Raw genomic sequence first — 21,966 nt, 5'->3', positions numbered from 1 at the left:
GCGCACTATAGGCGCTTGTGAACCAGGTCATACAGCTCCCGCTTGGGCACACCCGCTTCCTTGGCGACCTCGGCCACGGCGAGCTTGCGCTGGACGCCGCCGGCGACCCGGCGCTCGACCTCGGCGACCAGCTCGTCGGGGTCCTGCTCGACGGCGCCGGGCACGTGCCCGGAGACCACGACGGTGACCTCACCCTTGACACCGCCGGCCGCCCACGCGGCCAGCTCGCCGAGCCCGCCGCGGCGCACCTCCTCGTAGGTCTTGGTCAGCTCCCGGCACACGGCGGCCGGCCGCTCGGGGCCGAACGCCTCGGCCATCGCCGCCAGCGACTCCGCCAGCCGGTGGGGGGCCTCGAAGAAGACCATCGTGCGCTCCTCACGGGCCAGCGCGCCCAGGCGGCGGGCCCGCTCGCCGCTCCTGCGCGGCGGGAAGCCCTCGAAGCAGAACCGGTCGCTGGGCAGCCCGGAGACGGCCAGCGCGGTGGTGACGGCGCTCGGGCCGGGCAGCGCGGTGACCGTGACGCCGGCCTCGACGGCCAGGCGGGTCAGGCGGTAGCCGGGGTCGGAGACGCCCGGCATGCCGGCGTCGGTGATGACGACGACCGTGCGGCCCTCCTTCAGGCTCTCCAGCAGCTCCTGTGCGCGGCCCGCCTCGTTCTGGTCGTAGTAGGACACCACCCGGCCGGTGATCTCCACGTCCAGCTCGGCCGCCAGCCGGCGCAGCCGCCGGGTGTCCTCGGCCGCCACCACGTCGGCGGCGCCCAGCACCTCGCGCAGCCGGGGCGAGACGTCGCCCGCCCGGCCTATGGGAGCCCCCGCCAGCACCAACCTGCCGTCTCCAGTCACCGGACCATTGTGGCAGGGCGGTCCCATTAGACCGTGTTTCTACGTACCTACCGGCTTGAGCCCCGTACGATGTCCGAATGGCGGTGACCGATTCCCCGTACCAGGCCCACGACACGTCGGAGGCCGGCGAGAGCCTTCCTCGGACTCGGTCCGTGCGCGATCGGGTCATCCCTCCCATGCGCGGCAGCGTCATGTGGGGATGGATCGGCCCGCTGCTCGTCACGATCTTCGGCGGGATCCTGCGGTTCTGGAACCTGCCGCACCCCAAGGCCGTGGTGTTCGACGAGACGTACTACATGAAGGACGCGTTCTCGCTGCTCACCTGGGGCGTCGAGCGGGTGGCCGTCAAGGACGCCGACAAGGCGATCCTGGCCGGCAGGACCGACATCTGGGAGAAGTGCGCCGCCGACGCGCTCGACAAGTGCGCCTCCTACGTCGTGCACCCGCCGCTCGGCAAGTGGATGATCGGCGTCGGCGAGTGGCTGTTCGGGCTCAACCCGTTCGGCTGGCGCTTCAGCGCGGCCGTCGTCGGCACGCTGTCGATCCTGGTCCTGGCCAGGGTGGCGCGCCGGATGACCCGCTCCACGCTGCTCGGCTGCTTCGCCGGGTTGCTGCTGGCCCTCGACGGCCTGCACTACGTGCTCTCGCGCACGGCGCTGCTGGACGTGTTCCTCATGTTCTGGGTCCTGGCCGCCTTCGCCTGCCTCGTGGTCGACCGCGACCAGGCGCGCGAGCGGCTGGTCACCTGGTACGAGAGCTCCCCCGTCTCCCCCTACGGGCCGCGGCTGGGCCTGCGGCCCTGGCGGCTGGCGGCCGGGGTGTGCCTGGCCTTCGCGATGTCGGTCAAGTGGTCGGGGATCTTCTTCCTGGCCGCGTTCGCGGTGCTGTCGCTGCTGTGGGACTTCGGGGCGCGGCGGGCCGTGGGGCTGCGGCACCCGTACGCGGGGGCGTTCAACAAGGACGTGCCGCAGGGGTTCCTGTCCTTCGCGGTGGTGCCGTTCGTGGCGTACATGCTGACCTGGACCGGCTGGTTCGCCTCGGCCTACGGCTACGGGCGCAACTGGGCGCAGGCCACCGCGCCGGGCAACCCGCTGTTCTTCCTGTTCGACTCGATGCGGTCGTGGGTGAAGTACCAGTGGCAGGTGTTCACCTTCCACAGCGGGCTGGAGAGCACGCATCCGTACATGTCGGAGCCGTGGTCGTGGCCGTTGCTGCTGCGCCCGGTCGCCTTCTACTACGAGGGCCGGCAGAACGTCTGCGGCGTCAAGGACTGCTCGGAGGCGGTGCTCGGCGTCGGCACGCCGGTGATCTGGTTCGGGGCGCTGGCGGCGCTGGTGGCGCTGATCGCCTACTACGTCTCCTCGCGCGACTGGCGGGCCGGGGCGGTGCTGCTGGCCTACGCGATGGGCTGGCTGCCGTGGTTCTACTTCGCCATCGCCGACAACCGCACGATGTTCCTGTTCTACGCCATCCCGATGGTGCCGTTCATGGTGCTGGCCATCACGTTGTGCGCCGGGTTGATCATCGGCCCGGCCCAGCCGACCGCCCGGGGCTCCATGCCGGTGCGGCGAACCGTGGGGGCGGCCGTCGTGGGGGCCTTCGCCCTGCTAGCGTTGATCAACTTCTGGTGGCTGTATCCGATCCTGTCCGCCGAGGTGATCCCGTACACGGAGTGGAAGGCACGCATGTTGTTCGAAAAACGATGGATCTGATCCGCCCACAGTCCGGTCAATAGTGCTTTCTTAGGGTATTCACTGTGCAAGACCCAATACGGACCGGATTCGGTCATCGTCAGGCCAGGGGTCGATACGGCAAACTTCGAGGCATGAGTGCACCGGATGTCACCGCCCTGCTCGCCGAGTTGGAGCGCTCTGAGCCGGACATCGCCGAGGAGGCCAGGACCGCCGTCGAGTGGCTGACGGGCGGCGAGCCGCTGGAGAGCGTGACCCAGCTCGACGTCTGCGAGTTCCTCTGGTACACGTTGCCGCTCAAGGTGGGGCCGCTCCGTCCCGAGGGTGACCACGAGCGGCTGGCCCGCTCGCTCGGCCGGCTGCTGCAGCTCGGGGGGCTGGAGCGGTACGCGGCACTGTGCGTGTCCCCGACGACGGCCCAGATCCTGCGCACCTACGCGCGCGAGGGCGAGGACGCCGGCACCAGCGCCTACCAGAAGGCGCTGGAGGCGACGGGCGTGCTGCCGCCCGACGTCCCTGAACTTCAGTGGAGCATGATCATGGGGCCGGAGGAGCTGGGCGCGCACCTCGCCTGCTCGGCCGCCCTGGAGCTGGCCATCGTCGCCGGCGAGCAGATCGACCGCACCGCGCTCACCCGCCGCTGGCTCACCGAGGCCCGCGCGGAGCTGGGCGGCGACAGCTGGCTCAACCGGGTGCACGGCGAGCGGCTCAACCGCTGGGTGCTGGGGCGCGGGCCGGCCCGGCGGGAGCTGGCCCAGCCGTTCGAGGTGCGCCTGCACGCGCCGGTGTCCCCGCAACCCCTGCCGGCGCTGCACAAGCTGCTCTCGCTGGCGGCCAGGGAGGGCACGCTGCCGCTGCGGCTGGCCCCCTCGCCCGCCGCGCTGCGGCTGCGCGAGCTGGCCGAGCGCGAGCTGGGCGCGATCCGGCGCGAGGGCGCCCGGCTGGCCATCACCGAGCACGGCCGGCGGCTGCTGGCCTCGCCCGAGGCCATGTGGACGGCGGTCACCCGGCTGCTGCTGGCCAAGGGCGAGCACGAGTTCGAGGTGGCGGCCCGGGAGGCGGCGCTCATGCTGCTGGCCGACGGCACCCTGATGTCGCCCGCCAAGCTGCGCGAGCGGGTGGCCGAGGTCGTGGGCGGCGAGGGCTGGCACCCGGCCGCGGGCGTGGAGGACGTCGCCCGGCCGGTGTCCGACCTGGTCGACCAGCTCACCGCGCTGGGGCTGGCCTACAGCGACGAGCTGGTGGTGCGCATGGACCGCTCCGGCCAGCTCGCCGCCCTGGCCGCGCTGCGGGCCCACGCCCTGCGCCCGCGCAAGTACGTCAGCTCGGGCCGCCCCATCTGATCACCCCCGGGGCACCCGGCCCAGGGCCCGCTTGAAGTCGGGGCACTCGACGAGCGGGTCGTGCTCGCACCCGGCCGCGTGGCGCAGGCTGTCACGCAGCCGGGTGAGCTGCGCGATGCGCGCGCTGACCTCGCGTTCCTTGGCCGCCATGCGCTCGCGTACGTGCGCGTCCGCCGGCCGGGCGCGCACGAACGCGGCGATCTCGGCGAGCGTGAACCCGGCGTCGCGGGCGCAGGTGATCATCGCCAGCAGGTCCAGCGTCTCCGGCCGGTACGCGCGCCGCAGCCCGTTGCGCCCCTCCGCCTCGATGAGCCCCTTGCGCTCGTAGAACCGCAGCGCGGACGGGGCCAGCCCGCTGCGCCTGGCCACCTCGCCGATGTCGAGCAACGCCTCCGCCATGACCTGGCTCCTTGACTTGAACCGCGCTTCAAGTCGCAGTGTAGCCCGCATGCGAATCCATCACCTGAACCTCGCCTCGATGCGCCCGGTGGACGCCCTCGACGGCGGCCCCGCCGTGCCCGCCGTCTGCCACGCGCTGCTCGTCGAGACCCCGGCCGACGGGCTGGTGCTCGTCGAGTCCGGCCTGGGCACCGGCGACGTGGCCCGCCCCGGCGAGCTGCTCGACCGCGAGTGGATCGACCTGACCGCCCCCGCCCTGTCCCCCGCCGAGCCGGCCGTGCGGCAGCTCGCCGCGCTCGGCCACGATCCCGCCGACGTGCGGCACGTCGTCCTCACCCACCTGGACGTGGACCACAGCGGCGGCCTGCCGGACTTCCCGCACGCCCGCGTGCACGTGATGGCCGCCGAGCTGGAGGCCGCGCTGGCCGAGGCCCCGAGCCGCCGCTACCGGCCCGGCCACTGGGCGCACGGCCCCGACTGGGTGCTCTACGACGGCGACGGCACCCGCTGGCTCGGCGTGGACGGGGTGCGGCCCCTGGCCGGGCTGCCGGAGGACTTCCTGCTGGTGCCGCTCCCCGGGCACACCCCCGGCCACGCCGGCGTGGCGGTGCACGACGGCCGGCGGTGGCTGCTGCACGCCGGGGACGCCTACTTCTACCACGGCGAGCTGGCCGCCGAGCCGCGCTCCCACCCGATGTTCGACGTCGTGCAGCTCGGCTCGCAGGTGGACGCCGGGCGGCGGCTCGACAGCCGGGAGCGCCTGCGCGCGCTGGCCGGCGAGCACGGCGTGACGGTCCTGTCCGCCCACGACCCCTGGGAGCTGGCCCGTCACGCGGGCGACGGGCGCACGGCGTAACGGCCCAGGGACGGCTCCAGCAGGTCGAAGACCTGGCGGGCGGAGCCGGCCACGACGGTCGCGATCTCCTGGTGGCTCCTGCCCGCCAGGGTCAGCTCCATGACCTGCTGGAACAGGACCCGATGGGCGGCGGCGAGCAGGGCTGCCGCCGCGCGGGGCGTCAGATCCCCGGAGGCGGCGGTGGCGGCCTCGCCGGCCTCGCCGGCCTCGCCGGCCTCGCCGGTCTCGGCGGTCTCGCCGGTCTCGGCGGCGAGCGCCCGGGCCAGGGCCTCCTCGCGCAGGTCGTGCAGCTCGCGCAGCCGGGCGGCGAGGGTGGGGCTGCCGGTGACCATCCGGGCGAAGTCGGGGCCGGAGAACCCGGCCACGGCGTCGTGCCGCTCGACGGCGGCCAGCAGCTCGCGGCGCAGGGCGCCCAGCGCGGACTCGCCCGCCTCCCGGGCGGCGACGGCGCGGGCCAGGCTCGCGGTGAAGGTCTCGTGGTAGTCGAGGGCGAGGTCTTCCTTGCGCGGGAAGTAGTTGGTGACGGTCATCTTGGCCACCTGGGCGGCGGCGGCGATCTCGGCGATGGTGACCTTCTCGAACCCGTGCTCCAGGAACAGCCGGGTGGCGGTGTCGGAGATCGCCTGCCGGGTCTGCCGCTTCTTCAGCTCGCGAAGTCCAGCGCTCATGACGTCCATCATCGCATGGCATCATCACAAAAATTACCTTGACCCATTTTTAGGTTCGACCTAAGTTAGGTCACATGAACCTCCGTATCACCCAAGAAGAACCGTTGCGCCTGATGAGCGTGCACGCCCACCCCGACGACGAGTCGAGCAAGGGCGCGGCGACGCTGGCCAAGTACGCCGCCGAGGGCGTGGACGTCCTGGTGGTCACCTGCACCGGCGGGGAGCGCGGCGACGTGCTCAACCCCGCCCTCGACCGGCCGGGCGTGCGGGAGCGCCTGCCCGCGATCCGCCGGGCGGAGATGGCCGCCGCCCGGAGGATCCTCGGCGTGCGGCAGCACTTCCTGGGGTTCGTGGACTCCGGGCTGCCCGCGCCGGGCGAGCCGCTGCCCGCGGGCTGCTTCGCCCTCGCCCCGCTGGAGGAGGCGGCCGGGCGGCTCGTGGCGCTGGTGCGCGCGTTCCGCCCGCACGTCGTGGTGACCTACGACGAGACCGGCGGCTACCCGCACCCCGACCACGTCAGGACCCACGAGGTGACGGTGGCCGCCTTCGACGCGGCCGGCGATCCCGGCCGCTTCCCCGGGACGGGCGAGCCCTGGCGGCCCGCCAAGCTGTACTACCACGGCGCCCTGTCGGCGGCGTGGTTCCGGACCATGCACGAGGCGCTGACCGCGCGCGGCCTCGACTCGGGCATGGCCGCCGTCCTGGCCGAGCTGCCAGGCGACGCGCCCGCCGTCGCGCCCACCACCCGCGTGCCGTGCGCGGAGTACTTCGAGGTCAGGGACCGGGCGCTGCTCGCGCACGCCACCCAGATCGACCCCCACGCCGGTTTCATGCGGCACGACCGGGACGTCGAGCGGGAGGTCTGGCCGACCGAGGACTACCGCCTGGCACGCTCACACGTCGCGACCACCCTGCCCGAGGACGACCTGTTCGCCGGCCTGCGGCCGCAAGCACGAACGCCCGCCCTCCGGGGAGGGCGGGCGTTCGACGCGTAGGTGTACCGGTGTGCAGGTCGCCTCTCGGCGAAAGGCACAACACGGCTCCAGCCGAACGGTATTCCGTGAAGGCGATAGGTGAGGCCCGGGGACACTGGACACACCGGCCACGCTCTATGTAACCACACCCCGGCCCGGTCCATTCCCCGTACCGACCGGAACTTTTCCAGGTCCTGGCCCGGTCAGGGGACCTCGCGTACGAGGAGCAGGGCGGCCAGGGCGAGGGTCCCCGCAGTGACGCCGAGCCAGGCGATCGTGGCGCCCGCCCGGCGGCCGTCACGCGCGAGCCGCCCATCAGGGTCCGCGCGCAGGCCAGCCGAAGGAGCCGCCGAGCTGCCTGGTGAGCATCGAGCCCGCCGTGGCCGTGCCGACGTCGGCGCGCGGGACGGCGTTCGCCCGGGTGCGCGGGGCCCGGTCCTCGTAGAGGTCCCTCACGAGGGCCCGCTACCGGTGAGGGCGCCGTGCAGGAACAGGTCCACCAGCTCGGCTGAGGAGATCGGGTCGGGGCTGCGCCCGCCCGCCATGATCAGCATCCCGAACGCCTGGGCGAGGCGCTCGGGCGGGAACCTGAGCGCGTCGCGCTCCGGGTCGAACAGCCCGGCCAGGGCCTCGCGGTGCGCGGTGAGCGAGGACTGCCGCGCGTCGTTGCCCCGGCGCAGGCGCTCCTCCGGGCTCTCGCCCTCCCTGGAGGCGGGGGCGGTCGGGTCGCCGCGGCGCAGCCCGCCGGAGGCCGCCATCGCGCCGGCGACCGCGCCCATCCTGCTCAGGTAGCCGCGCAGGGCCTCGGCCGCCTCGATGAGGCGCTCGGCCAGCGGCAGCTCCATCGAGATGGAGGCGATGTGGGCGAGGGTGTCGTCGGGCCGCAGCGCCTCGGCCATGCAGGCGTCGAGCAGGGCCTCCTTGTCGCCGAACGCGCGGAAGACGGTGCCCTCGCCGATGCCGGCCGCGCGGGCGACCTGGGCCGTGGTGACGGAGGTGCCGTACTCCACGACGAGGGGGAGGGCCGCGCGGACGATCATCTCGCGGCGCTGTTCCGGGGTCATCGCCGGCGCTCGCCGCCGGCCTGTCGATTCGGTCATGCCCACGACGATACGGAGTGAGTACTCACTCCGTCAAGTAGGAGTGAGTGGTCACTCCGTCGGATGCGGCGGCGGGTCATCGTCGCCTCGGGCACCAGGAAGGCGCGGGCGATCTCGGCGGTGCTCAGGCCGCCGGCGGCCCGCAGCGTGAGCGTGACCTGCGAGGCCGGCGTGAGCGACGGATGGCAGCACAGGAACCGCAGCACCAGCGTGTCGTCGCCCGGCTCGGCCGGCCGGCCGTCGGTCACGAACGCCTCGCCGCCCCGCGACCCCGCCCGCCGCGTGGGCACCGGCGCCGCGAGCCCGCGCGTCCCCACCAGCCGCCGGATCGGACATCATGCCGGATGCGGCACCATCGATCCCGTGCCTTACACGACGACCGACGGCGGAGTGAAGCTGTCCTATCAGATCAGGGGCGAGGGCCCGGCGCTCGTGCTGTTGCAGGGCCAGGCCAACGACCACCGGTGGTGGGACCCGGTCAGGGACGACTTCGCGACCGCCCACCGCACGATCACGCTCGACTACCGGGGCACCGGCGACAGCGACAAGCCGGACGAGCCGTACACGACCCGGGGCTTCGCCGCCGACGTCGTGGCCGTGCTGGACGAGCTGGGGGTGGAGCGGGCGCACGTCTACGGCACGTCGATGGGCGGCCGGGTGGCCCAGTGGCTGGCGGCCGACCATCCCGGCCGGGTGGGCGCGCTGGTGCTCGGATGCAGCTCGCCGGGCGGCGCGCACGGCGTCGAGCGCGACAACGACGTCCGCAGGGCCCTGGCCCAGCCGGACCGCGAGGCGGCGGCGCGGGCGCTGCTGGAGCTCATGTACACCCCGGCCTGGCTGGCCGCGCACCCCGGCCCGTACCGCACGACCGGCGACCCGGCCATGCCCGCCCACGCCCGCCGCCGCCATCTGGCCGCGAGCGCCGGGCACGACGCCTGGGACGTGCTGCCCTCGATCGCCGCGCCCACGCTCGTGATGCACGGCACCGACGACGTGTTCAACCCGGCGGCCAACGCGCCGCTCCTGGCCGGCCACATCCCCGGCGCGGAGCTGCGGCTGATCGAGGGGGCGCGGCACGCCTACTTCGAGGAGTTCCGCGAGGTCGCGAGCCCTCTGGTGCTGGAGTTCCTGGCTAGCCGGCCGCTCCCGTCCCGGTGAGCGCGGCGGCCAGCGCCGGCAGGTCCGGCGCGGTGACGTCCGGGGCGCTCATGACGCCGGGGTACGGCGTGCCGCGCCGGTCCAGGTAGGCGCCCACGAGCCCGGCCCGCCGCGCGCCGTCGATGTCCCACGGGTGGACGGCCACCAGGGCGGCCTGGCCGGGCCGCACCCCGGCGCGGGCGACGGCGAAGTCGTAGGCGGCGCGGGCGGGCTTCCACGCGCGCGGACCGCTCACGTCGAGCCTGGCCTCCACCAGGTCGAGCAGCCCCTCGCGGGCCAGGACGCCCTCGGTCATGGCGGCGGCCCCGTTCGTCATGGTGAACAGCCGGACGCCGGCCTCGCGCAGCAGCCGCATGCCCTTGGGCACGTCGGGGTGGACGCGCAGCCCGGCGAAGCCGCCCAGCACGTGCTCGATGCCGTCGTCCGCCAGCCCCATGCCGGCCAGGACGTCCCGGGCGACCTGGGCGAACCCGGCGTACCCGCCGGCCGCGGTCAGCGCGAACCCGTCGCGCAGCACGCTCGCGAACCAGGTGTCCATGAGGGCTCCCGGCAGCCCGGCCTCCTCGAAGCAGGCGCGCAGCGGCTCCATGTCGGTGAGTGTCTCGTTCACGTCGAAGATCACTGCTTGGATGGGCGCGTCGGTCACGGGTGCTCCTCGGTCGGTCTCAGCGAGTCGATCGCGGCGGCCACGCCCCGCCGCAGGACGCCCGGGTCCGCGCCGGCGCGCGAACGCAGGTTCACCCCGTAGGCCAGCAGGGTGAGCATCTCGGCGGCCGCGTCCGGGTCCGTGCCCGGGCGCAGCCGGTCGCGGGCGGGCTCCAGCGCCGCGCGCAGGGCCGCCCGCAGCCGCTCCTGGTGCTGGTCGAGCACTTCCCGCACCTCGGGGTCGCCGCCCTCCGCGCCGGTGTGGGCGTTGGCGACCATGCAGCCCCAGCGGGCGTGCTCGCCGGCGCAGCGGGCCTCGATCAGCCGGTCGAAGAACGCCTCGACGGCCGCCAGCCCCCGCCCGTCGGCCGCCAGCGCCTGGACGACCGGGGCCGAGCGGCGCTCGACGTAGCGGCGCAGCGCCTTGACGTACAGCTCCCGCTTGCCGCCGAAGGTGGCGTACAGGCTGGAGCGGCTGAGCCCGGTGGCTGCCACCACCTCGGCGATGCCGGTGGTGGCGGTGCCGCGCTGCCAGAACAGGCGCTCCACCTGCTCCAGCACGGCGTCGGGGTCGAAGTGTTTCACGTCCGGCACGCGCCGGCCCCCTCCCTATCTTGGAACGGTTGTTCCAAGATAGCAGTGCCGTCAGGCGGCGTCGAGGGCTTCGGTGATCTTGCGGGCCATCTCGGCCATGACGGGGCTGGGCTCCCCCTTCTGCGAGCGGCCGGCCGCCTCGACGGCGACCAGGACCGTGCGGCGGAAGTTGCCGGCCTCGGCCGGGTCCCGCTCGGCGAGCAGGCTCATGGAGGCGGTCAGGGCGGGCAGCACCTGGTCGGCCAGGGCGGCCACGGTCCTGCCGTACTGCACGCCCTTGGGCGCCTTGGCCAGCACGTGGCCGACCGGGCCGGTGGCCGAGGTCAGCGCGATCGAGGCGTTGACGCCGGCCTTGTGGGCCGAGCCGGCCGCGCCGGCGGCCGACATCAGCGACACCGCGCCCCAGGCGGCGACGCGCAGGGTGAGCTGGTCCTGGTCGGTGAGGGCGAGGGTGACGGACATGGCGGGTGCTCCTTCGGGCAGGTCGCGGAACTCGGTGGAACGGGCAGTCGCTGCGTCGTCCATGTCCCCCACCATCTCCGGCCGCCCTGACAGCGGGCCGTCCCCGCGCTGACACGGCCGCTGACGTGCCCTCCGGGGGCGGCGCTCAGCACTCCGGACGGCCGGCGCTCAGCCCTCCCGGACGGCGGCCGGCGCTCAACCCTCCCGGACGGCCGCGCTCAGCGCAGCAGCGGGAGCCGCCCGGTCAGCCGCTCCACCACCGCCCGCGGCCCGAACAGGCTGACCGCGTAGTAGGACGGCTCCCCGGTGCGGGCGAGGGCGGCCAGGTAGTCGTCGTAGGCGGTCGCCCGCTGGGCGATGTCGGCCATGTCGGCCATGACCAGCTCGGGCTCGCCGGCCGCGTCGTCCCTGAGGCGGCGCACGACGGCGGCGGGGGCGGCCAGCACGGTGCAGCCCGTCCAGGGCAGCCCCGCGTGCGCGGCCCCGGCGGCGTCCACCCCGCCCGCGCCGACGATCGCCGGCACCGCGACCCCCACGGACGCCGCCAGGCAGGCGGCGGCGTTGGCCTGCAACCCGCGCGGCAGGTCCCGGTCCACGACGATGACCCACTTCACCGGCAGCTCTCTGGTCGGCAGGTCGCCCCGGCGTTCGAGGTCGGCGAGCATGCTCATCTGACGATCCCTTCTCCGAAGTTCTCGCAACAGACTGGCTTCGGGGCCGTCCTTCCGCCAAAGCCGATCGCTGTTTTCCGAAGGAAATTCGGCGGATCGTGGCACGATGGGCCGGTGGACGAACTTGATACGGCGATCCTCGCCGAGTTGCAGCGCGACGGCCGCCAGACCAACCGCGAGCTGGCCGAGCGCATCGGCCTCGCGCCCTCGACCTGCCTGGAGCGGGTGCGCTCGCTGCGCGCCTCCGGGGTGATCGAGGGCTTCCACGCCGAGGTCAACCTGGACGCCGTGGGCCGCCCCGTCCAGGCGCTCATCAACGTGCGGCTGCACCCCAAGATCCGCGAGGCCGTCGAGGGCTTCCGCGACTACGTCGCCGCGCTGCCCGAGACGCTGGCCGTCTTCGTGGTCTCGGGCGGGGACGACTTCATCATCCAGGTCGGCGTGCGCGACGCCGGCCACCTGCGCGACTTCGTGCTCGACCACGTCTCGCGGCACCGCAACATCGCCGACGTCCGCACCTCGCTGGTCTACGACCACATCCGCAAGACGTCGGTGGAGGTGCTGCCGCCGCAGGCCCCCTCACGCCCCCGCACCGCCCGCAAGCGGTAGTCGCGGGCCCCCGCTCGGGGGACGCGGACGCTCACGCCACCTTCGAGGACGGTGCCGTCCAGGTGTTGCAGGAGGCCGGGTCGCCGGTCTTGAAGCCGGCCCGCATCCAGTTCTTGATCGTGCCGGTCCTGCCGGACCAGCGCTTCTCGCCGCGCCGGTCGCCCTGGACGAGGTCCAGCAGCGCGTACCAGTCCTCCTCGGCCCGGTTCTTCATCGGCCAGACGCTCTTCAGGAACGCGGCGCTCAGGCAGTCGTTCTGGAGGCTCTTCCGCCGCGACTGCTCGTAGAACTCCGATTTGTTCTGGTACGGCAGCTTGTCGTAGGCCGCGTCGATGGCGACGAGCTTCTGCACGTGGTAGCCGTACATGAAGGCCGTCGTGTGGAAGAGCCACAGGTCGGAGGGGTCGTCGAGCCAGTCCTTGCCGATCTGGAAGGCAAACGTGTCATTACGGTCGCAGTACCACGCCTGCGACTCCTCATCGGTCACGTCGAATCCGCAGTACTTTTTCGGGATCCGTGACATGTGACGCACCTTGACCTTTTTGTAACCGAGTCCGGCGTCCACCAGGTGTCGTTCCCACGTCTTTTCCAGGCAGGCGAGTACCGCATTCACGTAGGCCCTGGCCCGCGCGCGGTCGCCGCGCCTGACGCGGGGCTCGCCGCACGTCGTGGCAGGCAGCGGGCCGGCCGCATAGAGCGGATTTTCGGTGAGCTGGCGGTCTTTGACGGGATATATGGCAGCATTCGCGGCCGGCGCTCCGGCAATGGGCGCCGCGAGCGCGCAGACGAGGGCCGCGAGTTGAAGAGTTTTCACGACCGGCGAGGATAAGGCCCCTCCGGTAAAGAGCGCTAGATCCAACTATGGAGTAATTCAAACACCACTAAGGGTAATGATCACTGCGGATGATCAGATAAGCACTCGCAGGAAGCATCATGTGCAAACACACCATCATGACCTTCGTCGTCGCCTCCGGCCTGCTGCTGGCCGCCGGCCCAGCCACGGCGGAGAGCCGTCCCGCCGCCGCGCTCTGCGGCGGCCAGCACCGCCACATCAGCTTCAACGTCTCGCCGCCGCCCTACGCCCAGACCTGGGCCATGGCTCCGACCGCCGCTGACGGTCCGACCAGGGCGTCCTACCGGGGGGTGATCAACCAGCTTCGCTCGTGCCTGGAGCACAACCCTTCCCGCACCTCGAAGTCCGGGCGACCGGGGATGCTCGGCTCCCCCGCGGTCGTAGAGCTCCTCGAAGCACTCGGCGCGGGGCCGGTGACCTGCGCGTCCGACGCGCAGGACGAGCCCCGCACGCAGTCCTGGCGCGCGGGCATCGCCCCGCGCCCGGCCTCGGCCTCGGGCCCGGCCCGGGGAGAGCAGCCCGTGCTCGACTCCGCCAGTCTGCGGGAGATCGTGGACGCCGTCCTCACCGGCCCGGCCGCCTGCCGCACGACCGGCGGCATGGCCGGTAAGGCGGCCGACGACATGGCCGATGACATGGCCGCCGACACGGACTACGAGCTCGCTCCGGCCGTGGGCACGCCGGTCTGGTCCGACGACCCGCCGCGGTACTCGTTCCTGAGCGATCTCGGGCTCAGCGGCCTGTTCGACGGGCTGCTGAACGACTGAGCCCGTCCCAGGGGACATCCGCCACGGACGACCCCCGCGAGCGACGTGGGCGGGCCATCGGCGCGCTCACGGCTCCCGGGGGTCGAGGATCACGGGAAGGGCGGCGGGCCCCTCGGTGATGAGGGAGGAGGTGTAGGGGATCGCGCCCGGCGCGACCGCCGGCCGGAGCTGGGGGTAACGGGCGAACAACGACGACAGCGCGACGCGCGCCTCCAGCCGGGCCAGCGGCGCCCCGAGGCAGAAGTGGGGGCCGCGGCCGAAGGAGAGGTGGACGTCCGGCGCCCGGGTCAGGTCGAAGCGCTGGGCGTCGGCGCCGAACCTGGCCGGGTCCGTCCCGGCGCCGCTCACGCCGAGCAGCACCGGCTCCCCTGCGCCGATCGTCACCCCGCCGAGCCGCACGTCGCGCAGCGGGTAGCGGAACGCGGCGCCGATCACCGAGTTGCGGCTGCGCAGCGCCTCCTCCACCACCTGCTCCCAGGCGTCGTTGTCGCGGGCGAAGGCGAGCTGCCCGGGGTCGGCGCACAGCGCGACGACCGCGTTGGCGATCAGGTGGACGGTGGTCTCGTGACCGGCGATGAGCACCAGCCACAGGATCCACACCATCTCCTCGTCCGACAGCCGGTCGCCGTCGTCCTCCTGCGCCCGGATCAGGGCGCTGGTCAGGTCGTCGCCGGGCTCGTCGCGCCTGCGCCCGATGTAGTGGGACAGGTATCCGAGCAGCCCCCGCTGGGCCGCCATGACCTGCTCGGGGGCGGCGGCGTGCGACAGCAGGATGCCGCTCCAGTCGCGGATCTGGAACCGCTCGCCCTCGGGGATGCCGAACAGCTCGCAGATCACGATGACGGGCAGCGGCTCGGTGAAGAGGTGGACGAGATCGACCTCGTCGGCGTGGCGGGCCTCGGCGGCGAGCTGGCGCAGCAGCTCGTCGGTGATCTGCCGGACACGGGGTTCGAGGCGCTGGACGCGGCCCGGGGTGAAGGCGTGGTTGATGAGGCCACGCAGCCGCCGGTGGTCCTCGCCGTCCTTGACGAGCAGGTGGTCGCCCTCGATGAGCCGGCGCAGCGGCCAGTCGGCGGGGATGGTGCCGTCGTTCAGCGCGGTGAAGTTGCGGGGGTCCTTGCTGTAGAGCAGGCCGTCGTGGGTGAGGACCTCGTTGACCAGCTCGTACGAGCTGACGAGCCAGGCGGGCACCCCGCCGGGCAGCTCGACGCGGATGACGGGCCCGCTCCGGTCGCGGTAGCGGCGGATGGTCTCGGACGTCCGCTCCGCGGGGGCGGGCAGCGGAAGAGGAGTAGCCATGAAATTTCCCGACATGGAGGGATGACTCCTTCACTGTCCGCGCTGCACCCGGCCGGGCCAAGTCGCGAACGTTGTCACTCCCGAGCCGCCAACACCTGCCGACCGCGCCACGTCCCGGCCCCCGCCCGGGCTCCCCCTGCGGTGACACAATGGCCCGCATGAGCGCATCGGACCCCAAAGCGGATCTTCACCATTACCTCAGGAGCGTCCGCGAGTCCCTCCTCTGGAAGCTCGACGGCCTGTCCGAGTACGACGTGCGCCGCCCCCTGACCCCCACGGGCACCAACCTCCTCGGCCTGGTCAAGCACCTGGCGAGCATCGAGCTCGAATACTTCGGCGGCACCTTCGACCGGCCGTCCGGCGAGCCGCTGCCCTGGGTGGCCGAGGACGCCGAGCCGAACGCCGACCTGTGGGCCACCCCCGACGAGTCCCGCGAGCAGATCATCGCCCTCTACCGGCGCGCCTGGGACCACGCGGACACCACGATCGAGGAGCTGTCCCTGGACGCGACCGGTCACGTCCCCTGGTGGCCGGCCGAGCGCAACCCGGTCACGCTGCACCGCATCCTCATCCACGTGATCGCCGAGACCAACCGCCACGCGGGCCACGCCGACATCGTCCGCGAGCTGATCGACGGCGCCGCCGGCCTGCGCCGGGACAACGGCAACCTGCCGGACGTGGACGACGCCTGGTGGGCGGAGCACCACAAGCGCCTCGAACAGGCCGCCCAGCAGGCCGCCGGCGACCAGCCGCACGGGGGCTGACGGTGGCGGGGCAGCGGTTCGGTGACCGCGCCATCGCCGCGGTCCGCCCGTTCTTCCAGTGGTTGTCGGGCACCAGGGGCTTCGCCCTGGCCGGGTCCAGGATCGTTCCCCCGCTGGACCGCGCGCTCAACCGCCTGACCGGCGGGCGCGTCCTCATGGGCGACCGCCTCATCCCCCACCTGCTGCTCACCACGACCGGCAGCAGGACCGGCCGCCCCCGCGACACGCCGCTGGCCTGCCTGCCCGGCGACGACGGGACGTTCCTCGTGGTCGGCAGCAACTTCGGCAAGGAGCGGCACCCTGCCTGGAGCGGCAACCTGCTCAGCACCCCGCGGGCCACGGTCACCTTCCGCGGCCGGGTCGTCCCCGTCACCGCGACCCTGCTGACCGGCGCCGAACGGGAGCGGGCCTGGGCCGCGCTCGTCCGCTTCTGGCCGCTCTACCAGGGCTACACCGACCGCTCGGGCCGCGAGCTGCGTGTCTTCCGCCTCGTCCCCGATGGCAACCCTCAACACCCCTTATCCGCCGGGCATCCCGATGGCCGGTAAAGACGGCCGGATCCTGCCTGCGCCCGGCCCGCGTCCGGGCGCGTTCCCTCGTTCATCATGACGGCATGTCCCAAGAGGTGATGCACGAGAACCCAGAGCTCGCCGAGCCCGCGGAGGACACCCGGCCGCGCCGCGCCGCGCGCCGCCGTCCCCTGATCGCCGGCCTCGCCGCCGTGGTGCTCGCCGCCGCCGGCATCGGCGCCTACCAGTACGTGCAGGCGCACGCCCCCCGTCCCGCCGACGGCGGCACCCCGCCGTGGCCGATCCCCGCCGACCCGCTGCCCGGCATCCGGGCCGCCGGCCTCGCCCCCGGCCCGATGGGCCACGCCGAGCACTACCACGCCCATCTCAGCGTCTTCGTGGACGGCGAGGAGGTGGAGGTCCCGGCCGACATCGGCATCGTCGGCGAGGAGATGTCCCCGGTGCACACCCACGACGACCGCGGCGTCATCCACGTCGAGTCGCACACCAAGGGCGACGTCTTCACCCTCGGCCAGCTCTTCCGGCAGTGGGGCGTCACCCTGTCCGCCGACCGGATCGGCGCGCTCAGGGCCGGCGGCGGGAAGGTCCTGGCCGCCGAGGTGGACGGCAAGCCGGTCTCCGGCGACCCCGCCGCCGTGGTGATCAGGTCGCACCAGCAGATCTCCCTGGTGTACGGGACGCCGGACCCGTCCTTCCGCCCGCCCGCGTCCTTCACCTTCAAGTCGGACGAGTGATCGCCGGCCGGGACCGCCCCGGCCGGGGGAGACTGGGGTCCCGGCTTCCGACGGCGAAGGAGATCCCGTGACCGACGACGTGGTGTTCGAGGACGTGGCCCCCGTGGTGCCGGTGCGCGACCTGGACGTGGCGCTCGAACGGTACCGCCGGCTCGGGTTCGCCGTCCGGGCCTACGACGGCCCGGCCCGCTACGGGTACGCCGAGCGCGGTCGGGTCTCGCTGCACCTGAGCGAGTGGGACGAGCACGACCCGGCCCGCACGGGCGCCGTGGTCTACCTGTACGTCTCCGACGCCGACGCCCTGCACGCCGAGTGGACGGCGACCGGCCTTCCCGGTCGCTTCCACCCGCCGCACGACACCGATTACGGGCTGCGCGAGTTCTCCTACGTCGACCCCGACGGCACCCTGCACCGGGTGGGCTCCCGCCGGTGAAAGATTCGCGTACCCGAAACATTTCGCCACACGAAAGACGACGTAGAAACGGTTGAAGGCATCGTTCTCCCGCCTGTCTTGCCGAAACATTTCTGACCATCGTTGACACATTTCTGGGCCGTATCCACAATGACCGGAGGTGAATCCGCCCCCCGACGATCAAGGAATCGGCATGATCGACCGGAAACGCCGTCAACCCCTCGCCGCCGCCCTCCTGGGCGCGCTCCTCGCCCTCTGCCTGGCCGCCACCGCGACCGCCGCGCTGGCGTCCGCCCGGCGCAGCCTCGCCGACTGCAGCGCCGGCTACGTCGGCCTGACCTACGACGACGGCCCCAACCCCGCCAACACCTCGAACCTGCTCAACGCGCTGACCGCCAACGGCCTACGCGCCACGATGTTCAACATCGGGCAGAACGCCCAGAACAACCAGGCCCTGGTCCGGGCGCAGCGCGACGCGGGCATGTGGATCGGCAACCACAGCTACACCCACCCGCACCTCACCCAGCTCGGCAGCTCGCAGATCCAGTCCGAGCTGCAACGTACCCAGCAGGCCATCCAGCAGGCCACGGGCACCGCGCCCCGCCTGTTCCGCCCCCCGTACGGCGAGACCAACGCCACGCTGAAGTCCGTCGAGCAGCAGCTCGGCCTCAGGGAGATCATCTGGGATGTCGACTCGCAGGACTGGAACGGCGCCAGCACCGCCCAGATCGTCCAGGCCGCCGGCCGCCTGCAGAACGGCCAGATCATCCTCATGCACGACCAGTACGCCACGACGCTGGCCGCCGTCCCGCAGATCGCCGCGAACCTGCGCAGCCGCAACCTGTGCGCCGGCATGATCTCCCCGACCACCGGCCGCGCCGTCGCCCCCGACGGCGGCACCGGCCCGACGGGCGGCCCGACCTCCCCGACGCCCGGGGGCGGCACCTGCACGGCCACCGTCCAGCAGGGCCAGCAGTGGAGCGACCGCTTCAACCTGTCGGTCACGGTCTCGGGCACGACCTCGTGGGCGGTCACGGTCACCATGAACCCGCCGCAGCGGGTCATCGCCACCTGGAACGGCACCCCGTCCTGGGACTCCAGCGGCAACGTGATGACGATGCGCCCGAACGGCAGCGGCAACACCTTCGGCTTCACGATCCAGCACAACGGCAACTGGACCTGGCCGTCGGTCTCCTGCCGGGCGGCCTGACCCCGGGCACGTCCGTTGACAGATCGCGCCACAGGACGACAAGCTCACCGCGGACAAGACCCCTCAGAACGGAGAACCGCATGTCGTTCCAGGCGTACCTGGACAACGTCGAGGACAAGACCGGGCTGACGCCGCGCCAGTTCATCGCCCTGGCGAAGGAGCGCGGCTACGACGACCCCGCCACGAAGGCCGCCACGATCGTCGACTGGCTGAAGGAGGAGTACGGCCTCGGCCGCGGCCACGCGATGGCGCTGGTCCACGTGATCAAGAAGGGCCCGAAGATCGACGCCAAGCACGTCGGCAGCTCGGGCTCCCACCGGGACGAGAGCGACACCTTGTGGCTGGACGGCAAGGCCAACCGTCCCTGACCGGCCGCCCCTGACCGGCCGCCCCTGACCGTCCGGCCCGGCCCGGGCCGGTCAGGCCGGGGACGGCTCCTCCCGGCGGCGCAGGTAGTAGGAGACGGTGGCCGCGGCCAGCGCGGCGCCCCAGATCGGCCAGAAGCACTCCGGCAGCCAGGCGCCCCATTCCGCCACGGAGAACCGCCCGGCCACCGTCCACCGGATGTAGGTCAGCCCGGCCACCGTGACGATGATCGAGACGAACCCGGCCGGGACGACCGCCAGCAGCGGCGGCACCCGCCTGCCGCGCAGGCCGGGCATCCAGCGCGGGAAGACCTCACCCCACCGCTGGATCAGCCCGAGGGTGAGCACGCCGCCGAACGCGCCGAAGGTCGCCAGGTAGGCGCCCGCCAGCCACATGCCGTCCTCGCCCTCGGCCAGGAACCGCGGGCTCACCCCGAGCGGGATGCCCAGCGCCCACGCCCACCGGGTGACGCAGTACACCAGGGGCACCGCGACGGCCACGTACACGGCCACGCGCCCCCGCTCCGGGGTGAACCACCGCGCGCGGGACCGGTCGCGGCCGTACGCCAGCGCCGCGGCGGCCATCAGCAGCCCGCCGAGCACGCAGAGGAGCTGGTTCAGCACGGGCCACGGCCAGGCGTCGGCCAGGGTGGCGCCGTCCAGGCTCCAGCCGAAAACCGGCGCCACCAGCAGCAGCGGCGTGTAGGCGACGCCCATCATCAGCCGCGAGTCCGGGACCACCAGGACCAGCGTCACGGCGATCGGCCAGGCCGCCCACAACGGCGCACGCCGGTCGCCCCCGCGGGTGAGCGCCAGCGCCGTCACCGCGGCGAGCAGGCAGAACGCGGCGATCCACCAGCCGGAGCGGGGTGTCACCCCGGCCAGGGCGGACAGTGCCCCGTCCGGGTCGGGATCGGAGAGACCCCAGGGGAAACCGGGCAGGCCGAGCGCCCACGCCGCGGCGAGCGCGCCGTAGACCAGTGCCCACAGTGCCGCCGCGTAGCCGCGCCAGGCGGAAGTCATGGTCCTCATACGATCAGCGTCGCCGGGCGGCAGGCCGGCGGGCCAGATGCCGTTCGGCACCTCCCACCCCCGGCGAACGTGCCGAACGGCACCTGTGGCCCGGCTCCCGCCTGGACGTATCGTCGTCCGGTGAGCTGGATGTGGATCGCCGTGTCGACGTCGCTGCTGGCCTCCCTGGCAGCGGTGACGACGGCGGCACTCTCCCGGCTGTCCCGGCCGCGCCCGGGACCCCGCGCTCCCGCGCCGCCGCCCGGATCGCACGCTCCCGCGCCGCCGCCCGGATCGCGCGCTCCCGCGCCGCCGCCCGGATCGCGCGCTCCCGCGCCACCGCCCGGATCGCGCGCTCCCGCGCCGCCGCGACGGCTGCGACGGCTGCCGCGGCGGCCGCGGCGGCCGCCGCTCGGGCCGCGCGCCGCCGTCCTGACGTGCTACGTGGCCGCGGCCGCCTCGCTGGCGGTCACGCTGGCCCACGCCACCGGCGCCGTACGGGCCGAGCCGGCCGCCGTCGCGCCGGCGATGGCCGAGAGCGTGGCGCTCATGGCGCTGACCGGCCTGACCGTCCGCCACGAGCCCGCCCGGCGGGCGGCGGTGGCCGCGCCCGTGGCGGGCCTGGCCTCGGCCACCTGGCTGCTGCGCTTCTTCGCTCCCGACTCGCCCCTGGAAGGGGTGGGCGCGTGCGCGTTCTGGAGCTCGGGCGCGCTGCTCGCCGCGGCCGCCGGCGGCTACCTGCGCTCCCTCGACGGCCGGCAGGCCCGCGCCCGCACCGCGCTGCGCCTGCGGCTGGCCAGGGACCTGCACGACTTCGTCGCCCACGACATCAGCGAGATGGTGGCGCACGCCCAGGCGGGCCAGGTCGCGGGCGACCCGTTGCGGGCGCTCGAACGCGTCGAAGCGGCCGGCCAGCGGGCCATGTCGATGCTCGACCGCACCCTGGACATGCTCCACCACGACCGGCCGCTCACCTCCACCGGCGACCTCGCCGGCATCCGCGAGGTGGCCGCGCGGTTCTCCGCCGCCGGCCCCGGGCAGGTCCGCCTGCGCATGGACCAGCGGGCGGACGTGCCGGCGGACGTCGCGGCGCTGGCGTACCGGATCGTGGTCGAGGGGCTCACCAACGTCCGGCGGCACGCTCCCCTGGCCGGCCGCGTCGAGCTGGACGTCACCGCCGCGCCCGGCCGCCTGGAGATCACCCTGGCCAACGACGGCGTGACCGGGACGCGCGGCGGCCGGCGCGGCGGGTCCGGCCTCCCCGCCCTGGCGGAGCTGGTCGGGGAGCGGGGCGGCGAGCTGCTGGCGCGGGCCGTGCCCGGCGGGTGGTCGCTGAGCGCGTACCTGCCGCTGGCACAATCACCGGAGTGCCCATCCGCATCCTCGTCGCCGACGACCAGGAAGGCATCCGAAGCGCCTTCCGCATGATCCTCGACGCTCAGCCCGACATGACCGTCGTGGCCGAGGCGGCCGACGGCCGCACCGCGATCGACACCGCCAGGGCGATCGGGCCCGACGTCGTGCTCGCCGACATCCGGATGCCCGGCGCCGACGGCATCGAGGTGGCCCGCGCCCTCGCCGGCTCCGGCGTCCACGTGGTGATCGTCACCACGTTCGGCCTCGACGAGTACGTCCACGCGGCGCTGCGCCACGGCGCCGCCGGGTTCGTGCTCAAACGCTCCGGCCCCGCCCTCCTCGTCGAGGCCGTCCGGGCGGCGGTGAACGGCGACGTGCTCATCAGCCCGCAGCTCACCGTCCGGCTGCTGCGCAGGCACGGCCTGCCGGACGAGACGCCGGGCGTCGTCCTCACCGAGCGGGAGGACGACATCGTGGCGCTGCTCGCGCACGGCAGGACCAACGCCGAGATCGCCGCCGAGCTCTTCATCTCCCCCGGCACGGTCAAGAACCACATCGCCGCCATCCAGCGCAAGACCGGCGCCCGCAACCGCGTCGCCATCGCCGCCTGGGCCTGGTCGACCGGCCGGGCCCGCCCCTGACCCGCGACG

27 protein-coding genes and 1 pseudogene are annotated in these 21,966 nt (G+C 73.4%); 15 read left to right on the top strand and 13 right to left on the bottom strand.

What is annotated here, in order from left to right:
• Positions 1-5: 5 nt before the first annotated feature.
• Positions 6-845, bottom strand: a complete 840-nt coding sequence (gene rsmI / locus AB0H75_RS37750) for a 16S rRNA (cytidine(1402)-2'-O)-methyltransferase (RefSeq protein ID WP_367804453.1) — start codon at positions 843-845, stop codon at positions 6-8.
• Positions 846-1,021: 176 nt separating this feature from the next.
• Here rsmI and AB0H75_RS37745 point away from each other — a divergent pair, with 176 nt between their 5' ends.
• The gene (locus AB0H75_RS37745; protein ID WP_367804452.1) at positions 1,022-2,557 is read left to right on the top strand and encodes a dolichyl-phosphate-mannose--protein mannosyltransferase; all 1,536 of its coding nucleotides are present in this window, start codon (positions 1,022-1,024) and stop codon (positions 2,555-2,557) included.
• Between the two features lie 113 nt (positions 2,558-2,670).
• Positions 2,671-3,879: a hypothetical protein gene (locus tag AB0H75_RS37740; protein ID WP_367804451.1), complete on the top strand. Its 1,209-nt coding sequence runs from the start codon at positions 2,671-2,673 to the stop codon at positions 3,877-3,879.
• Here the strand turns inward: AB0H75_RS37740 and AB0H75_RS37735 are convergent, their stop codons facing one another.
• Complete coding sequence (locus tag AB0H75_RS37735; RefSeq protein WP_367804450.1) at positions 3,880-4,278, bottom strand: MerR family transcriptional regulator; 399 nt, start codon at positions 4,276-4,278, stop codon at positions 3,880-3,882.
• A 49-nt stretch (positions 4,279-4,327) separates the two neighbouring features.
• Between AB0H75_RS37735 and AB0H75_RS37730 the strand changes: the two genes are divergently transcribed.
• Entirely contained in the window at positions 4,328-5,134 is an 807-nt protein-coding gene (locus AB0H75_RS37730; protein ID WP_367804449.1) for an MBL fold metallo-hydrolase, read from the top strand.
• Here AB0H75_RS37730 and AB0H75_RS37725 read toward each other — a convergent pair.
• On the bottom strand, positions 5,107-5,802 hold the full coding sequence (locus AB0H75_RS37725) for a TetR/AcrR family transcriptional regulator (protein ID WP_367804448.1): 696 nt from the start codon (positions 5,800-5,802) through the stop codon (positions 5,107-5,109). The two genes, AB0H75_RS37730 and AB0H75_RS37725, sit on opposite strands and share 28 nt — an antisense overlap.
• 74 nt (positions 5,803-5,876) lie before the next feature.
• On the opposite strand from AB0H75_RS37725, the gene mca reads away from it, so the two are divergent.
• Positions 5,877-6,797, top strand: a complete 921-nt coding sequence (mca, locus tag AB0H75_RS37720; protein ID WP_367804447.1) for a mycothiol conjugate amidase Mca — start codon at positions 5,877-5,879, stop codon at positions 6,795-6,797.
• Between the two features lie 294 nt (positions 6,798-7,091).
• Here mca and AB0H75_RS37715 read toward each other — a convergent pair whose 3' ends face one another.
• From AB0H75_RS37715 to AB0H75_RS37705, 3 genes and pseudogenes are all read right to left on the bottom strand, one after another.
• On the bottom strand, positions 7,092-7,232 hold the full coding sequence (locus AB0H75_RS37715) for a hypothetical protein (RefSeq protein ID WP_367804446.1): 141 nt from the start codon (positions 7,230-7,232) through the stop codon (positions 7,092-7,094).
• Positions 7,229-7,876 carry a TetR/AcrR family transcriptional regulator gene (locus tag AB0H75_RS37710; RefSeq protein ID WP_367804445.1) on the bottom strand — a complete coding sequence of 216 codons (648 nt, stop codon included), beginning with the start codon at positions 7,874-7,876 and terminating at the stop codon, positions 7,229-7,231. Before AB0H75_RS37710 ends, AB0H75_RS37715 begins: the two co-directional genes overlap by 4 nt.
• 53 nt (positions 7,877-7,929) lie before the next feature.
• Positions 7,930-8,094 (bottom strand): annotated as a pseudogene (locus tag AB0H75_RS37705) (sigma factor-like helix-turn-helix DNA-binding protein); the annotation flags it as partial.
• Here AB0H75_RS37705 and AB0H75_RS37700 point away from each other — a divergent pair.
• Positions 8,024-9,034 carry an alpha/beta fold hydrolase gene (locus AB0H75_RS37700; protein WP_367804444.1) on the top strand — a complete coding sequence of 337 codons (1,011 nt, stop codon included), beginning with the start codon at positions 8,024-8,026 and terminating at the stop codon, positions 9,032-9,034. The pseudogene AB0H75_RS37705 and the gene AB0H75_RS37700 overlap by 71 nt on opposite strands.
• Here AB0H75_RS37700 and AB0H75_RS37695 read toward each other — a convergent pair.
• The 4 genes from AB0H75_RS37695 to AB0H75_RS37680 form a co-directional block, all read right to left on the bottom strand.
• The gene (locus tag AB0H75_RS37695) at positions 9,009-9,680 is read right to left on the bottom strand and encodes a haloacid dehalogenase type II (RefSeq protein ID WP_367804443.1); all 672 of its coding nucleotides are present in this window, start codon (positions 9,678-9,680) and stop codon (positions 9,009-9,011) included. The two genes, AB0H75_RS37700 and AB0H75_RS37695, sit on opposite strands and share 26 nt — an antisense overlap.
• Positions 9,677-10,273: a TetR/AcrR family transcriptional regulator gene (locus AB0H75_RS37690; RefSeq protein ID WP_367804442.1), complete on the bottom strand. Its 597-nt coding sequence runs from the start codon at positions 10,271-10,273 to the stop codon at positions 9,677-9,679. Before AB0H75_RS37690 ends, AB0H75_RS37695 begins: the two co-directional genes overlap by 4 nt.
• Positions 10,274-10,324: 51 nt before the next feature.
• On the bottom strand, positions 10,325-10,798 hold the full coding sequence (locus AB0H75_RS37685) for a hypothetical protein (protein ID WP_367804441.1): 474 nt from the start codon (positions 10,796-10,798) through the stop codon (positions 10,325-10,327).
• A 155-nt stretch (positions 10,799-10,953) separates the two neighbouring features.
• Entirely contained in the window at positions 10,954-11,406 is a 453-nt protein-coding gene (locus tag AB0H75_RS37680; RefSeq protein ID WP_367804440.1) for a DUF2000 domain-containing protein, read from the bottom strand.
• Between the two features lie 114 nt (positions 11,407-11,520).
• On the opposite strand from AB0H75_RS37680, the gene AB0H75_RS37675 reads away from it, so the two are divergent.
• The gene (locus AB0H75_RS37675; RefSeq protein ID WP_367804439.1) at positions 11,521-12,015 is read left to right on the top strand and encodes an Lrp/AsnC family transcriptional regulator; all 495 of its coding nucleotides are present in this window, start codon (positions 11,521-11,523) and stop codon (positions 12,013-12,015) included.
• A gap of 31 nt (positions 12,016-12,046) precedes the next feature.
• Here AB0H75_RS37675 and AB0H75_RS37670 read toward each other — a convergent pair whose 3' ends face one another.
• Positions 12,047-12,829 carry a neutral zinc metallopeptidase gene (locus tag AB0H75_RS37670; protein ID WP_367804438.1) on the bottom strand — a complete coding sequence of 261 codons (783 nt, stop codon included), beginning with the start codon at positions 12,827-12,829 and terminating at the stop codon, positions 12,047-12,049.
• A 119-nt stretch (positions 12,830-12,948) separates the two neighbouring features.
• Between AB0H75_RS37670 and AB0H75_RS37665 the strand changes: the two genes are divergently transcribed.
• Positions 12,949-13,635, top strand: a complete 687-nt coding sequence (locus tag AB0H75_RS37665; protein ID WP_367804437.1) for a hypothetical protein — start codon at positions 12,949-12,951, stop codon at positions 13,633-13,635.
• A 66-nt stretch (positions 13,636-13,701) separates the two neighbouring features.
• On the opposite strand, the gene AB0H75_RS37660 is transcribed toward AB0H75_RS37665, so the two are convergent.
• Positions 13,702-14,934 carry a cytochrome P450 gene (locus AB0H75_RS37660; RefSeq protein ID WP_367804436.1) on the bottom strand — a complete coding sequence of 411 codons (1,233 nt, stop codon included), beginning with the start codon at positions 14,932-14,934 and terminating at the stop codon, positions 13,702-13,704.
• Between the two features lie 158 nt (positions 14,935-15,092).
• Here AB0H75_RS37660 and AB0H75_RS37655 point away from each other — a divergent pair, with 158 nt between their 5' ends.
• The 6 genes from AB0H75_RS37655 to AB0H75_RS37630 all read left to right on the top strand — a co-directional run bounded on the left by AB0H75_RS37655 (position 15,093) and on the right by AB0H75_RS37630 (position 18,952).
• The gene (locus tag AB0H75_RS37655; RefSeq protein WP_367804435.1) at positions 15,093-15,698 is read left to right on the top strand and encodes a DinB family protein; all 606 of its coding nucleotides are present in this window, start codon (positions 15,093-15,095) and stop codon (positions 15,696-15,698) included.
• Positions 15,699-15,700: 2 nt separating this feature from the next.
• Positions 15,701-16,246, top strand: coding sequence for a nitroreductase family deazaflavin-dependent oxidoreductase (locus AB0H75_RS37650; protein ID WP_367804434.1), 546 nt, complete (start codon positions 15,701-15,703; stop codon positions 16,244-16,246).
• 65 nt (positions 16,247-16,311) lie between these two features.
• Positions 16,312-16,962, top strand: a complete 651-nt coding sequence (locus AB0H75_RS37645) for a hypothetical protein (protein WP_367804433.1) — start codon at positions 16,312-16,314, stop codon at positions 16,960-16,962.
• A 67-nt stretch (positions 16,963-17,029) separates the two neighbouring features.
• Positions 17,030-17,395 carry a bleomycin resistance protein gene (locus AB0H75_RS37640; protein ID WP_367804432.1) on the top strand — a complete coding sequence of 122 codons (366 nt, stop codon included), beginning with the start codon at positions 17,030-17,032 and terminating at the stop codon, positions 17,393-17,395.
• Positions 17,396-17,567: 172 nt separating this feature from the next.
• Complete coding sequence (locus AB0H75_RS37635; RefSeq protein WP_367804431.1) at positions 17,568-18,584, top strand: polysaccharide deacetylase family protein; 1,017 nt, start codon at positions 17,568-17,570, stop codon at positions 18,582-18,584.
• A gap of 80 nt (positions 18,585-18,664) precedes the next feature.
• Positions 18,665-18,952, top strand: a complete 288-nt coding sequence (locus tag AB0H75_RS37630; protein WP_367804430.1) for a DUF4287 domain-containing protein — start codon at positions 18,665-18,667, stop codon at positions 18,950-18,952.
• A gap of 51 nt (positions 18,953-19,003) precedes the next feature.
• Here the strand turns inward: AB0H75_RS37630 and AB0H75_RS37625 are convergent, their stop codons facing one another.
• Positions 19,004-19,981, bottom strand: coding sequence for a hypothetical protein (locus tag AB0H75_RS37625; RefSeq protein ID WP_367804429.1), 978 nt, complete (start codon positions 19,979-19,981; stop codon positions 19,004-19,006).
• A gap of 129 nt (positions 19,982-20,110) precedes the next feature.
• On the opposite strand from AB0H75_RS37625, the gene AB0H75_RS37620 reads away from it, so the two are divergent.
• Complete coding sequence (locus AB0H75_RS37620) at positions 20,111-21,388, top strand: sensor histidine kinase (protein WP_367804521.1); 1,278 nt, start codon at positions 20,111-20,113, stop codon at positions 21,386-21,388.
• A complete protein-coding gene (locus AB0H75_RS37615; protein ID WP_367804428.1) occupies positions 21,328-21,957 on the top strand; it encodes a response regulator in 630 nt (209 codons plus the stop codon). The genes AB0H75_RS37620 and AB0H75_RS37615 overlap by 61 nt, the downstream gene beginning before the upstream one ends.
• Positions 21,958-21,966: the final 9 nt, after the last annotated feature.

Origin of the sequence: Nonomuraea sp. NPDC050783 (assembly GCF_040802095.1) — a bacterium.
In the GTDB taxonomy this organism is placed as follows: Bacteria; Actinomycetota; Actinomycetes; order Streptosporangiales; family Streptosporangiaceae; genus Nonomuraea.
Note: the sequence above shows the minus strand (reverse complement) of the source record. Positions and strands in the feature narration are given on the sequence as shown.